Origin of the sequence: Microcoleus sp. S36a_B3 (assembly GCF_036700745.1) — a bacterium.
Taxonomy (GTDB): Bacteria; Cyanobacteriota; Cyanobacteriia; order Cyanobacteriales; family Microcoleaceae; genus Microcoleus.
On sequence record NZ_JAUBPN010000044.1, the window covers coordinates 14,625 to 27,875 of the forward strand.

The window sequence follows — 13,251 nt, forward strand, 5'->3', positions numbered from 1 at the left end:
GGTAAGAATCAGGAATGGGCGATCGCCACAAACAATTTAGTATAGCAATCCTAAATCAATTTAAATAACTGGTTTCCAACAATAGCCTGGAAACCTTGTCCCCAAAAAGGTTCGTAGTAAGGTTAATTGAGCGGACTTCAGTCCGCACTACGAACCTTAATCTGGTTAATTGAGCGGACACGATATTATTTGTTTCATATCCCGATCGAGCAACGCCGATCGCTCATATTTATCAATTTCCTCTCAAAGTCATTTTGTCAAGGTCTGAGTCCTAGATTAATCTGTGGAGTAAATCTCAAATCTAAAATTTCAAAGGGATTGACAAATTCCCATAAGCGTGCATTCCCAAACTAATCGCGGCTGTACGTAGTTTAGCAAATATTGTCGCGCTTTTTCCAAGGGTTCTAAGGGCGATCGACCAATTCCCCCGGTCAAAAACTGCTGCCAATAACAATGCTGTAAATAATCGATCAACCACAACTGAGATTCAGTATCCAAAGTTTTATCAATTTCCTTGGCCAATTCCAAAGCACACCGCAGATTTTGAGGCAACTGTTTCACCTTTTGCAGGAAATCATCGGGGATTGATTGCAGTTGCTGCCAAATAGCAATTGCCTCGCCAGGGCTTCCCTGAGCCATCCCCATTACCTCGGGATGCGATAAAATCTCGGCGAATCCGGCTTGCTGCAAAACTTGTGCCATTGCTTCGGAATTCAGCCGCGAAAACTGGATTTTTTGACAGCGAGAAATCAAAGTCGGCAGCAAAACATCCACAGTGGGAGCAATTAAAATTAAGGCTGCTTTTCCCGGTTCTTCCAAGGTTTTTAACAAGCCGTTAGCGGCTCCCTCGCCCATTGTTTCTGCTTGCTGCAAAACTACAACTGAACGCCCAGCTTCTAGAGGCGGTCTGCTCAAAAACTCACTGATTTCTCGAATTTGTTCTAAGCGGATTTGGGGCGGTGCTTTCCGCTTCAAACCTGCTTCCTCTGCTTCCTTTGCCGAAAGCCGTTTGCCTTGGTTCATGTAAGTTGGTTCTACCCAAAGCAAGTCTGGATGATTTCGCTGCCGGACGCGATTTTGCAGGGAGCTGATCGATTGTTTTTCGGGAAGATTGACTGAGAATAAAAGCTCGATGAAACACTGAACGGCTAAACTTTTGCCGATACCGTTAGAACCTACAAATAAATAACCTGGAGCAATTCGGTTGCGATCGACTGCTTGGGTTAGTAATTCTACGGCTCCATTTTGTCCGATTAATGATGTGAAATAATCCATGTGATAGTTGACAGTTGACAGTTGACAGTTGACAGTTGACAGCCCCCTGATATCAATTCCGTTACGGAATTATTCATTTCTCTCTAATCTCTCTGTGTTCTCTGTGTTCTCTGTGGTTAAATCATTCCGATCTTAACGGATTTGATATAAGTTGCGAGATAATAAGGAGGCAGAGCAAAAGTAACGAGCAATCGCTTAAGTTATTAAATTTTCAGTCCTTACTTTTCGGAATTGGGGTTATTTGAATATCCCCAATCTTCTAGCCTGCGAGTTACAATGGCTTGGATTTCCTGGGCGACTTCATCTTCAGACCGATCGCCATTTATGCGAACAATGCGAGATTTATGTTCCTCCGCTAACTCCCCAAAACCTTGCTGCACGAGGCGGTGAAAGTTCAAGTCAGCTTGCTCCATCCGATCGCGCTCTCCCCGAGCCCTTACCCTCGCCAAACCCGCCTCCACATCAATATCCAGCCACAAAGTCAGATCGCTTTGCAAGCCGCCCGTGGCAATTTCATTCAACTGCTTAATTAAATTTAACTTAAGACCCCGGCCGTAGCCCTGATAAGCAATCGTAGAGTCAGTAAAGCGATCGCACAAGACAATCGTTCCCTTGGATAACTCTGGTTTCAGAAAAGTTTCGACGTGCTGAGCGCGATCGGCCGCATACATCAGTAATTCTGCCATCTCCGATACCAATTCTCCCGAATCTTGTTTGAGCAACAAATGTCGCAGTTGCTTTCCGAGCTCAGTCCCCCCCGGTTCGCGAGTAGCCACCAACCCGACTTTCAAATAGCAACTTGATTGCAGCCAATGTATCAACCGCTGCATTTGAGTAGTTTTACCCGCACCTTCGCCGCCCTCAAACACAATAAATTTACCCTTCATGAGTCTAACTTTCCATCTAAATAAAATAAATCCATATTGTTCTGTCGATCTCTTCTAGGTTCGGTATGATAAGAAAGTCTAAATGCCTCACGGCTGGAGTTTTCTATGGCTCGCTATACTGGTTTTTTTATCGTTGCCGTTCCGATCGACCGTCTCCGTCAGTCTCTGATTGAAATTTTAGAGTCATGCAATCTTGATATTATCTACAATACAGGAGATTCCCTCATGGCTCGCGAAATTCCGGGTCAAGTTTCGATTCCGAAACTTGTCACAGCAGAAGTCCTAATCGAAAAAAACACGGCCAGCGACTCAGAGGTTCGCATGAACTTCGTGATTAAAAACGAGGAACTACCACTGCAAACCAATAACCACTGCCGTCAAATGTTCGAGCTAGTCAGTCATTCAATTATGAAAAACAATAATTGGCGGCTCTTGGAAAGTATGGCACTGTAGCCATCAGTCAGTCGATTTTAGATTTTAGATTTTAGATTGACTCCACAGATGAATCTGGGGCCTCGAACTAACGTCGAAACTTCTTGGATCTCGACTCCTGGTGTGAGGGGCTTGTATCCGTCTTGGGATGAGGTCATTAGTCATTAGTTTGTGGCTAATGACCGATGACTGATGACTGAGGACTTTTATCTGCAAGCCCTACATTTAAGCTCGAAAGTTCCGGCGTAGCAACAAAGAATTTGTAACAACGCTAACAGAACTAAAGGCCATAAATGCACCGGCCGCCGCAGGAGTGAGTAGAATTCCGGTTGCAGGTAGCAAGATACCGGCTGCAACTGGAATTCCCAAAGTATTGTAAACAAAAGCCCAGAATAAATTTTGGCGAATCTTATTAAAAGTAGCGCGACCAAGGTCGATCGACTCAACAACATCCATCAAAGCATTTCGCATCAGCACAATTTGAGCCGTCTCAACTGCCACATCAGTGCCGCAGTGCAAACCGATACCGACATCAGCTTGAGCCAAAGCCGGCGCATCATTGATGCCATCCCCCACCACAGCCACTTTACAGCCTTGAGCTTGCAAACTGGCGATCGCCCTCGCCTTTCCATCAGGCCGCACTTGGGCCAAAACATCAGCCGCCGCCAAACCTAGCTGCTGCTGCGCCACCGCCGCCGCCGCCTCCGTATCCCCCGTCAGCATCATCACCCGCAATCCCATCTCCCGCAAACGTTCCACCGCCGCCTTAGCATCCGGTCTCAGAGTATCTTTTAGCCCGATTACCCCCAGCAAAACGCCCCCAGAAGCCACGAAAACCGCCGTTTTGCCTTTGCAAGACTCCAAAAGTTCCGCAGCCACAGCCACGCCCTGCTCGCTCATCCACGCGGCATTCCCCGCGAACACCCGCCGCCCCTCAACCAAAGCAGAAACCCCCAATCCCGGTTCCGTGTAGAAATCCTCAGCAGGTAGCAGCGGCAAACCTTGCTGTTGAGCTTCCAGCAAAATCGCTGCGGCGATGGGATGACAAGCGCCCCTTTCCACCGCCGCGGCAATTTGCAGCAGTTTTGAGTCAATTGTGGCAATTGTGGAAGCAACATCTTGCCTGTTTCCGACATTAATATCCGAGTTCAAATCCCAATCCGAATTCTGGAAAATCGGCAAATAATCAGTGAGTGTAAGATTGCCGGTTGTGAGAGTGCCCGTTTTGTCAAAAACCACCGTATCTAATTGATGTACCCGTTCTAAAACATCGCCACCGCGAATTAAAAGTCCGCGCTCCGCGCCGATACCAGAACCGACTAAAATTGCAGTTGGGGTAGCAAGTCCCAAGGCGCAAGGACAAGCGACAACTAAAACTGCGATCGCCAATTTCAAACTTAACAACACAGAAGATTGATAATGGATAATAGGCAATTGGTAATTGGTAATTGGTAATTGGTTTACCCTGCCCCATGCCCCATGCCCCATGCCCCATGCCCCATGCCCCATATCGTGTTCTAAAAGCACAGAAGGCCAAATATGAGTTCCGGCAAAATACCAAAATAGGAAAGTTAAAGCCGATATCGCCATAACCCCATATACAAAATATCCGGCGACAGTATCAGCTAAATTTTGAATCGGCGCTTTGCGAGTTTGGGCAGCTTGCACCAAAGCCACCATTTGAGCTACAGTTGTTTCTTGACCGGTGCGAGTTGCGCGCATCACAATTGCGCCGGATTTGTTGATAGTTCCTGCTGCGACTGTATCTCCCGGTTGTTTCAAAACAGGCATCGATTCGCCAGTCAACATCGATTCATCTACAGTTGTTTTACCTTCGCAGACTTCGCCGTCTACTGGGATTTTTTCCCCTGGTAAAACTTGCAGCCATTCTCCGACTCGAACGCGATCGGCTGGAATTTCAATGTATTGTGGATTGTAGAGTTGAGATGTCGAGTTTGGGGGCAATTCTTCCGAGTCTAAATTTAAAATCGGCAGTTTAAAATCAACTAAGCGGGCAGTTGCCGGCTGCAATGCGATTAAAGCTTGCAAAGCTGATGCAGCGCGCCGTCTGGCTTGCTGTTCGAGAGTTTTGCCCAACAAAATAAAGCCCAGCAGCATCACTGGTTCGTCAAAAAAGCACTCCCATCCCATCCGTGGAAACAGCAGCGCCGCGTTGCTAGCGGTGTAAGCGGTGACAGCGCCTAAAGCTACTAAAGTATTCATGTTGGGTGCGTTTCGCCACAAACTGCGGCAGCCGTCAACGATAATCGGGCGGCCAGGTAGCAGTAATGCGAGGGTGGCGAGTCCCCAGTGAAACCAGATGTTGCTGAGAATTGGGGCTTTGGTGCCGAGTATGTGACCTAAACCGGATAGAATAATTAGGATAAGGGCGATCGACAATTGATTGATTTGCTGTCGAATTTCTTGCCGCCGCCGTTCAACTGTTGCCGCTTCGGCTTCTTGCTGATTTCCACCTAACCGAGACACAGAGGGAAATCCGTTATCAGTTAACTTTTTTGCTAAAGCTTCTGCATCGACAGCCCCCGGTTGGCATTCAACCGTTGCAACTTCTACTGCTAAGTTAACGCAAGCTGAAATTACACCTGAATGCTGCATGAGTTGGCGTTCAACTGCTTTGGCGCAGCCGGCACATTTCATCCCGCTGACATCGAAAGTCACAAGTTCTGGCGGCGGGGATTCTTTAATTGGGATGATTTCTGGTTGATTTTCGGAGATTGTTTTGGGGACAAATTGCATTGTTTTTTTGTATAGATGAGTAGGTTTTTGTATTTCGGAAATATTTGGATGCACTGTTCAGACAAATGCTTGTATTTTGATAATAGATAATTTTTCTGGCATCTTCCGAAAGTGTTAGTTTTTTTTAATTCTTATTAATTGCCCGGTTGAAAGCGGATCTTTATTTGATACAATCAGTGAATTGCTTCGTTAGTATCCAGCTTTTGTCTGACGAATTTAGCTATGACACCAACACCAAAATATTATATTGTCAAACGTCTGGCCGGTAATTGTGAGATTTTGCCGTTGGCGGAGCCCGCCCCTACGGGGGCTACGCCAACGCAGACGATCGCCCAAATCGAAGAACAAGACCCTACTATTATAGACAAGTGGGGCCCTTACGATTCTGCAGAAGATGCGATCGCCCGACGCATCGGTTTAATTCGCGCGGGAAAATGTCAACCGCAATAAATAAACTTGAAGGACTAAAGTCCTCACTACGAACCAGGTTTGTAGTGAGGACTTTAGTCCTTCTTTGATGGAGTTTTTGTTGGTGACTAAAAACTACTTGGATTTAGAAGGTGCTGCACTCGGTTTTGCCTGCGCGGTAGTCGGTTTGGGCGATGCAGAATTGGGTTTCAACTGAGCTTTGTCGTTCCCTGTTTTGCCAGTAACTTCTTTTGTCAAAACTTCTAAAGCCTTCGCGTATTGCGGATCTGCCGCCGTAGCAATTTTATCGCGATCGCGCCTCAACTCCTGTTTTTGAGCGTCGGTGAGTTCAATCACAAAATCCGGTTTAATTCCCATGTGATTGATATCAGTGCCGTTGGGAGTAAAATATTTGGCAATTGTCACCGCCAAACCCGAACCATTTCCCACGCCGCGTACCGACTGCACCAAACCCTTACCAAAAGTCTTTGTACCAACCAAAACCGCGCGTTTGTTGTCTTGCAAAGCACCGGATAGAATCTCGCTAGCACTGGCTGAACCTCCGTCTACGAGTACAACCAAGGGTTTGTCAGTAATCTCTCCCTTGTTTGCAGTTTGTCTGTCGGCCTCCCCGACTCGATCGACCGTCGAGACGATCGTACCTTCCTTGAGCCACATCCGAGCAATTTCAATACTTCCGTACAGCAACCCGCCCGGATTGGAACGCAAGTCTAGGATATAGCCTGTCACCTTTTTCTGTTCCAAATCCTTCATTGCCGATCGCATTTCCGATGCAGCATTCGCACTAAACTGATTTAAGCGAATGTAGCCGATTTCGCCGATCGGGCTTTTCTGCACCGAATGTCGCACCGGATGAATTTCAATTTTAGCGCGCTTGAGCTTAAAATCAATTTCCTTTTTGTCCCGCAAGATAGTCAGAGTCACATTACTATTTACCGGGCCGCGAATCAAAGTTACCGCTTGATTCGTATCCATACCTTCAGTGGTTTTGCCGTCAATCTTAGTAATGATGTCTTTTGCCAGAATACCGGCGGTAAAAGCAGGGGTATCCTCGATTGGCGAAATCACCACCAACTTTTTAGTTTTCTCATCTTGAGTCAACTGAATCCCAACTCCTGTCAATTCCCCAGAAGTTTCCACCTGCATATTTTTGAACTCTTGAGGATCCATAAACCGCGTATAAGGATCGTCCAGCTTCTTCAGCATTTCCCGAATTGCTTTGTAAGCTTCATCGTCGCTGGTATAAGTGCGGTTCAAATAATCATTTCGCACTGCTTTCCAGTCAACCTGGTTAAAAGTGCCATCAACATAACTTTTGTCAATAATCTGCCAAACTTCATCAACCAATTCTTTAGGACTTCCCCGAAAAGAAGCCAGAGATTTAGAACTGCAACCAGTGTTGACAAGAGTTACAGCAGTGAGTGCAACTGCTGCAGCACTTAGAATAAGCCCTCGTTTTGTTATAACCATTTGTCTGACACGCCGGAGCAAAAGATTTCAGAATAATCACGCCCAATCTAACACAGGCAAGGCTTGGTCGGATTTTGGATACATATTTATTCAACTTTGCCGAGTTGTATTCCCGAAGCGGAAGCTGCCGCGCCTGAATGCGGACGCGGGTTTAGGAAGTTGATTTGCGAATGCCTAAATCCTTTGTATATCTGCTGCACAAGTCTCGCTCCCCCTAAATCCCCCTTAAGAAGGGGGACTTTGAGAAGACTTTCTTGTCCCCCCCTCTTCTTAAAGGGGGCTAGGGGGACTTCGATCGCTCTTGTCCCCTCTTCTTAAGGGGGAGTAGGGGGCAAGCTAAGGGGGGATCTGGCCTCAGATAGAAGCGAGATTTTTCAAAAGTTGCAGTCTCTGTGTTGACACCAATCCCATTGTGTCGGCCCCAAACCTACTCAGGTTCAACCCAGCGATCGTCCGATTTAATCAAGTCAATCAATTCTGCCACACCCTGAGACTCAGGAACCTTCTTAATCTCATCCCGGCCGCGGTACAGAGAAATATAACCCGGTTGCTTCCCGACATAGCCGTAGTCAGCATCAGCCATTTCTCCAGGCCCATTGACAATACAGCCCATTACTGCTATATCCAAACCCGTGAGATGCTTCGTCGCCTCTCTCACTTTGTGCAAGACTTCCTCTAAATTAAACAAAGTCCGGCCGCAGGAAGGACAAGCGACATACTCAACCATCGTTTTCCGCAGTCCCAAGGCTTGCAGAATGCTGTAGCAGACGGGAATCTCCTTTTCTGGGGCCTCTGTCAGCGACACGCGGATAGTGTCGCCGATGCCGTCAGTCAGCAGCGGTGCGAGGCCTGCGGTGGATTTGATGCGGCCGTATTCGCCGTCTCCTGCTTCCGTGACGCCCAAATGCAGCGGGTAATCCATGCCCAATTCGTCCATCCGGTGCACCATCAAGCGGTAAGCAGCCACCATCACCGGCGCGCGGGAGGCTTTGAGGGAAATTACGATATTTCGGAAGTCGAGGGATTCGCAAATCTTGATGAATTCCAGGGCCGATTCCACCATCCCTTCGGGCGTGTCGCCGTAGGTAAAAAGCATCCGTTCGGCGAGGGAACCGTGATTAACGCCGATTCGCAAAGCTTTGCCTTGGTCGCGCAGGGAAATCACCAGAGGTTCCAGGGTTTCGCGGATTTTTTCGCCAATTTCCGCGAATTCGCTGTCGGTGTATTCGCTTCTGTCGGCTTTCGGCTTCTCGAACACGTAAAGTCCCGGATTGATTCTCACTTTGTCTACGTGTTTGGCGACTTCCAGGGCAATTTTCATGCCGTTGTGGTGGACATCGGCAACCAGGGGCACGGCTTGGTAGGTTTCTTGCAATTTTTGCTTGATTTCGGCTAATGCTTTGGCGTGGGCCATGCTGGGCACGGTGACGCGGACGATTTCGCAGCCAATCTCGTGCAAGCGCCGAATTCCGGCGACTGAACCGTCGATGTCGAGGGTGTCTTCGTTAATCATCGATTGTACGACGACGGGGTTGCCTCCGCCGATCGTCACGCTACCGACTTGGACTGGACGGGTTTTGCGGCGCTTGATGGTGGTGTCGAAGGTTGGTTCGGTGGTGAGGGTTTTAGTGGGGTTCGGCAGAGTTTGCATAACTGGTTGCTAGGGTTCTTTAATTAGAGTTTATAAAATTGTGTCTGCTGTTTTTTAGGTTTGCACAGAAAGGGCCTGTTTGGGCAAAGAGGTTTTGGGATTTAGGATTCTTAATGAAATTGTGGCGAATTTGTCGATCGAATTATGTCGGAAAAGGGCGATCGAACTAAAAGCCAACCATCACCGGGAAGGCGAACTGAAGTTGGGCCCGTGGAACTAAACCCAACTTAGAAAATACAGTTAAAATACAGGCTATGCCGAGATAAAAATTAATATTGGTTGGCGGTGAGGAGAATGGTTTGGACACCGGGGCAGCGGTTAAATGGCGATCGGTATATCATTGAACGCAAGTTAGGTGAGGGTGGCTTTGGCATCACCTATCTAGCAAAGGAAGCGCCAAACGGGGGGCGGGTTGTCATCAAAACGCTGAAAGACGACTTATTGAGCGATCGAAATTTTGCCCGGTATTGGGAAAGATTCCGGGATGAGGCGATAAAGCTATCTGTGTGCAGGCATCCCAATATTGTGCAAATAGACAACTACTTCACTCACGATGATTTCCCTTGCATTGCGATGGAATATGTGGCAGGGAAAGATTTGTGGAATTTGGTAGAAAAGCGCGGTGTCCTGTGGGAAAGCGAAGCTTTAAACTACATCCGCAAAGTGGCAGAAGCGGTAATAGTAGTTCACGAAAAAGGTTTGCTACATCGGGATATCAAGCCACAAAACATTATGGTACGCGACAATTTTGATGCAGTTTTGATTGACTTTGGTTTGGCACGGGGTTTTATTCCAGATCGCACTCAGCAAATGACTTTGGGGCTAACACATGGTTTTGCGCCTCCCGAACAGTACGGGGAAATGGGCAGATTTGCTGAGTACACAGATGTTTATGCTCTGGCAGCAACGCTATACTATTTGCTAACGAAAACACAACCAACTCCTGCATTTATGAGAGCTTTAAATCATCCTTTAAAGCCACCGTTTCAGATTAATCCTAATATTAGCGATGCGGTGCATCGGGCAATTATGAAAGGGATGGAAATGAATGAGACAAAGCGCCCTCAGTCGGTTCAAAAATGGTTGGCTATGCTTCCCCAATCCCCCGGCAATCGGGGGCAAAGAGGGGGTGTTTCACCAACGATTCCTAGCCCGCAGCCAGCGCCCCAACCTGTAAAATTGATTTCAGCAAAAGGAGTTGATTATCGTCAACTCGATCGGCTGTTGGCTAGCGGAAAATGGCAAGAGGCGGATGGGGAAACGGCAAGAAAAATGCTGGAAGTAGCGGGGAGAACAAAGGATGGCTGGCTGAGGGGTGAAGATATCGATCGATTCCCCTGTGAAGACTTACGAACTATTGACCAACTTTGGGTAAAATACAGTAACGGACGTTTCGGCTTTTCGGTGCAGAAACGCATCTATGAAAGTCTGGGGGGAAGCAGAGAATATGATCGGAAAATTTGGGCAGCTTTTGGCGATCGGGTAGGTTGGCGTGTGAATAATAGTACATGGTTGCACTATAATGATCTAAAATTCAACACCAAAGCACCTATAGGACACCTCCCGTGTGTGAAGGGAAAGTTAACTGATGGGGTGGTTGGTGGAAGGCTTGTTGTGGGGCGTTCTCTTCTCTCGCGTCGAGACTTGTAGACTGTAACATCTAAGGGTTACAGAGTTTCGTGAAGATTTATAACAGAGGCTTTAACCACGAAACCGCGCCTGTTCTACGTTTCCGATACCTGGCACATTCGATTTACCAAATTACTAAAGAGTAGAAACTAGCTATTTTTTGATCGGCTGTAATAATAGCAGCTTGACTTCTTTTGGCAACTGCTACAACCACTCTATCTGCTGGATCTCGGTGTTCCCATTCTAATTTGACACTTTCTAGCCAAATGTCCTCATCAATTGGAACGATCCGAATAACATTAGACTTTTTTAAAGTAGCGATATAGTCATCAATACTTACTCCTAAATCTAACTTATGATTTTTGATCTTGATAGCTATTTCCCAGATGGCCGTTGATGGAACTAAACCATTTTTTTCTTGTTCCATCTGCTGACAAGCATCTTTTGCCGATTGAGAAAGTTTCTCTGGATCTAAACTCCACCAGATGAGAGCGCAGGTGTCAAGGACAACTGTCATACTTCCTGCCATTCTTCAGTTGTTGGCGTAGTTAAATCTTCAAAATATTTTACTTTCCCCCGCATATCCTTAAATAATTCTTCAGTTGAAAGAGACTTTTCATACTGAGAAATTATCACAAGTGGTTTAGTCCCATCCATCACTAAAATTTCTTCGCCTTCAATCTCGACAAGTCGCAAAAATTCTAGTAATTGAGCTGTTAATTGACTTTTGTCTATGGTTTTCATAGGACAATGATTGGTGTTGTGTTCAAACTACATTATATCTCAATACGGTTCACTGAGCAAAGGATGTCATTGCGATTCAAGAAAGCAATCGCAGGGACTATGAAGCTTTTGAGTTAAAAGAGGTGCGAGGCGAGCAATTCTTTTTTTCCTGATTAACTTTTACCCAATCGTAACTCATCTTTATGAGAAAAGCTATACTTAATCTATGGTGAAAGCTTGAGAGGAGATTTATCGGCCAGATGCAAATCGATGGATTAATGGGATACAAAGAGGCATTTAAGCTACATTCGATATCATAGCAAATCCTGCTTTAATATCGGGTTGATTCTTCAGTCCCCCTCTGCTAAAACTTCGTTTGACAAGAAACAATTTCAATCGCCGATCGCCTAAAATCAAAAATCAGCTACAATAAAAAATTAAAAAGCAATCAAAAAACATCGCCATGAGCGTAATTGCAGCCAAATGGACGATCGCCCAACCCACCCGCCGCACCAGTAAGCTATCGCGCAAATAAACATTGCATATTCAGGGCGGGCGGGACACCCCCACAAAAGTTATATTTTTTTGACATTCAATATAAATGCCGCAACAGCTTAACCGCCATTATATAGTTTTTTTTCTCCCGCGTAGCCGATCGCCTAAAATGATGTCCGGTCAATTAATCGCAATAAAAAATGTTGGTAGTGAGGACTTTAGTTATTAATATCGTGCTTAGGTTGCACCTTGCCGCTCAGTCATATCGTTTCCGGTGGCATTGGAATAATGAAATTGAGTCAACAGTTAATACTCAACCATTCAGTTTTTAGACCCCGAATCAACAGTCAACAGTCAACAGTCAACAGTCAACAGTCAACAATTCCGGTATGAGGGCAACTTAAATTGATATCATTAGCTAGTATTCAGCACTTAGTAGTTATTAGTCAGATGGCAAAAGAAAGAAGGAATAATATCTACTTTTGCAGTCTTGCCTGTTTATTTGCTAAACTAGAGGTTGCGCTCTGTCAATAAACGTTAGATTTATGCACAGGTTATTCACTGGGAAACTGCAGGTAGACTGTTTAACAATACCGATCGCAAATTTTCCAGCAAATCTATCGGGTACTAAAATTGTACAGCTTACTGACTTTCACTACGACGGGGTGCGGCTGTCGGAATGGTTGCTAGAAGAGGCGATTGCGGCGGCTAATGAAGCCGAACCAGATTTGATTTTTTTAACGGGGGATTTTATTACCTTCGATCCGGCACCTATTCACGACTTAGTGCAGCGATTGAAAAAGTTGCAAAGTCGGATGGGAATTTACGCGGTTTTGGGGAATCACGACCACTATTGGCCGGGGGCAAAAATTGAGGTTGCTAATGCTTTGAATAACGCAGGTATTCGGGTGTTATACAACGAAGCCATTTATCCTTTGGGGGCTGAGTTGGCTTTAGTTGGGTTGGCAGATTTTTGGTCTGGCGATTTTAAGCCTGAATCTGTAATGACATCAATAAATCCGGGGATTTCTCGGATTGTATTGTCTCACAATCCTGATACTGCTGAAAAGCTCCAAAAGTGGCGGATTGATTTGCAGTTTTCCGGGCACACTCACGGCGGTCAAATTGTGATTCCCGGTATCGGGCCTTTGTATGCTTGGGTGAGAAAAATTGGCTATTTGATTCCTGAACCAATCCGAAAGTGGATTCCTCTTCTGTCGGCTTGCGATAGAGTAGTTAGTCACTGGGAATGGGCTAGCGGTTTGCATCGGGTTGGGAGTAATTTGCTGTACGTGAATCGCGGTTTGGGAACTTATGCGCCAGGGAGGCTATTTTGTCGGCCGGAGGTGTCAGTAATTACTTTGGTTTGTCAAGAACAGGGGGCGGTTGAAACGGCTTCTACGCGAGACTTGCACTCGACAGGAAGGGGTTAACGGCAGTTGACAATTTACCTAGATTTACCTAGATTTTAGTTGCTAAATTCTCAGCAAGTTGACTACCCAA

General features: G+C 46.2%; 12 protein-coding genes. 5 read left to right on the forward strand and 7 right to left on the reverse strand.

Going from position 1 to position 13,251, the window contains the following annotated elements:
- Nucleotides 1–309: 309 nt before the first annotated feature.
- Both QUA01_RS25760 and tmk read right to left on the reverse strand, forming a co-directional pair.
- Complete coding sequence (locus QUA01_RS25760; protein WP_333093347.1) at nucleotides 310–1,275, reverse strand: DNA polymerase III subunit delta'; 966 nt, start codon at nucleotides 1,273–1,275, stop codon at nucleotides 310–312.
- A 218-nt stretch (nucleotides 1,276–1,493) separates the two neighbouring features.
- A complete protein-coding gene (tmk, locus tag QUA01_RS25765; RefSeq protein WP_333093346.1) occupies nucleotides 1,494–2,162 on the reverse strand; it encodes a dTMP kinase in 669 nt (222 codons plus the stop codon).
- A gap of 105 nt (nucleotides 2,163–2,267) precedes the next feature.
- Here tmk and QUA01_RS25770 point away from each other — a divergent pair, with 105 nt between their 5' ends.
- Complete coding sequence (locus tag QUA01_RS25770) at nucleotides 2,268–2,615, forward strand: hypothetical protein (protein WP_194012637.1); 348 nt, start codon at nucleotides 2,268–2,270, stop codon at nucleotides 2,613–2,615.
- A 204-nt stretch (nucleotides 2,616–2,819) separates the two neighbouring features.
- Here the strand turns inward: QUA01_RS25770 and QUA01_RS25775 are convergent, their stop codons facing one another.
- On the reverse strand, nucleotides 2,820–5,351 hold the full coding sequence (locus tag QUA01_RS25775; protein ID WP_333093344.1) for a heavy metal translocating P-type ATPase: 2,532 nt from the start codon (nucleotides 5,349–5,351) through the stop codon (nucleotides 2,820–2,822).
- 222 nt (nucleotides 5,352–5,573) lie between these two features.
- Between QUA01_RS25775 and QUA01_RS25780 the strand changes: the two genes are divergently transcribed.
- The gene (locus tag QUA01_RS25780) at nucleotides 5,574–5,801 is read left to right on the forward strand and encodes a DDE transposase family protein (protein WP_333093343.1); all 228 of its coding nucleotides are present in this window, start codon (nucleotides 5,574–5,576) and stop codon (nucleotides 5,799–5,801) included.
- Nucleotides 5,802–5,894: 93 nt separating this feature from the next.
- Here the strand turns inward: QUA01_RS25780 and ctpC are convergent, their stop codons facing one another.
- Both ctpC and ispG read right to left on the reverse strand, forming a co-directional pair.
- Nucleotides 5,895–7,250 carry a carboxyl-terminal processing protease CtpC gene (gene ctpC, locus QUA01_RS25785; protein WP_333093341.1) on the reverse strand — a complete coding sequence of 452 codons (1,356 nt, stop codon included), beginning with the start codon at nucleotides 7,248–7,250 and terminating at the stop codon, nucleotides 5,895–5,897.
- A gap of 427 nt (nucleotides 7,251–7,677) precedes the next feature.
- Nucleotides 7,678–8,901 (reverse strand): (E)-4-hydroxy-3-methylbut-2-enyl-diphosphate synthase, encoded by a 1,224-nt coding sequence (ispG, locus tag QUA01_RS25790; protein WP_333093340.1) that lies wholly within the window; start codon nucleotides 8,899–8,901, stop codon nucleotides 7,678–7,680.
- Between the two features lie 79 nt (nucleotides 8,902–8,980).
- Between ispG and QUA01_RS25795 the strand changes: the two genes are divergently transcribed.
- Both QUA01_RS25795 and QUA01_RS25800 read left to right on the forward strand, forming a co-directional pair.
- Nucleotides 8,981–9,121 carry a hypothetical protein gene (locus tag QUA01_RS25795; protein ID WP_333093339.1) on the forward strand — a complete coding sequence of 47 codons (141 nt, stop codon included), beginning with the start codon at nucleotides 8,981–8,983 and terminating at the stop codon, nucleotides 9,119–9,121.
- Nucleotides 9,122–9,195: 74 nt separating this feature from the next.
- Nucleotides 9,196–10,551, forward strand: coding sequence for a serine/threonine-protein kinase (locus tag QUA01_RS25800; protein WP_333093337.1), 1,356 nt, complete (start codon nucleotides 9,196–9,198; stop codon nucleotides 10,549–10,551).
- Between the two features lie 103 nt (nucleotides 10,552–10,654).
- On the opposite strand, the gene QUA01_RS25805 is transcribed toward QUA01_RS25800, so the two are convergent.
- Nucleotides 10,655–11,059 (reverse strand): type II toxin-antitoxin system VapC family toxin, encoded by a 405-nt coding sequence (locus QUA01_RS25805; RefSeq protein ID WP_333093336.1) that lies wholly within the window; start codon nucleotides 11,057–11,059, stop codon nucleotides 10,655–10,657.
- Nucleotides 11,044–11,274, reverse strand: a complete 231-nt coding sequence (locus QUA01_RS25810; protein WP_333093335.1) for a prevent-host-death protein — start codon at nucleotides 11,272–11,274, stop codon at nucleotides 11,044–11,046. Before QUA01_RS25810 ends, QUA01_RS25805 begins: the two co-directional genes overlap by 16 nt.
- Before the next feature lie 1,019 nt (nucleotides 11,275–12,293).
- Here QUA01_RS25810 and QUA01_RS25815 point away from each other — a divergent pair.
- A complete protein-coding gene (locus QUA01_RS25815; protein ID WP_333093334.1) occupies nucleotides 12,294–13,181 on the forward strand; it encodes a metallophosphoesterase in 888 nt (295 codons plus the stop codon).
- Nucleotides 13,182–13,251: the final 70 nt, after the last annotated feature.

Coding starts and splice junctions, on each gene's coding strand:
- tmk (WP_333093346.1), bottom strand. CDS start 2,162: ATGAAGGGTAAATTTATTGTGTTTGAGGGCGGCGAAGGTGCGGGTAAA.
- QUA01_RS25760 (WP_333093347.1), bottom strand. CDS start 1,275: ATGGATTATTTCACATCATTAATCGGACAAAATGGAGCCGTAGAATTA.
- QUA01_RS25810 (WP_333093335.1), bottom strand. CDS start 11,274: ATGAAAACCATAGACAAAAGTCAATTAACAGCTCAATTACTAGAATTT.
- QUA01_RS25775 (WP_333093344.1), bottom strand. CDS start 5,351: ATGCAATTTGTCCCCAAAACAATCTCCGAAAATCAACCAGAAATCATC.
- QUA01_RS25815 (WP_333093334.1), top strand. CDS start 12,294: ATGCACAGGTTATTCACTGGGAAACTGCAGGTAGACTGTTTAACAATA.
- ispG (WP_333093340.1), bottom strand. CDS start 8,901: ATGCAAACTCTGCCGAACCCCACTAAAACCCTCACCACCGAACCAACC.
- QUA01_RS25800 (WP_333093337.1), top strand. CDS start 9,196: ATGGTTTGGACACCGGGGCAGCGGTTAAATGGCGATCGGTATATCATT.
- QUA01_RS25770 (WP_194012637.1), top strand. CDS start 2,268: ATGGCTCGCTATACTGGTTTTTTTATCGTTGCCGTTCCGATCGACCGT.
- QUA01_RS25805 (WP_333093336.1), bottom strand. CDS start 11,059: ATGGCAGGAAGTATGACAGTTGTCCTTGACACCTGCGCTCTCATCTGG.
- QUA01_RS25780 (WP_333093343.1), top strand. CDS start 5,574: ATGACACCAACACCAAAATATTATATTGTCAAACGTCTGGCCGGTAAT.
- ctpC (WP_333093341.1), bottom strand. CDS start 7,250: ATGGTTATAACAAAACGAGGGCTTATTCTAAGTGCTGCAGCAGTTGCA.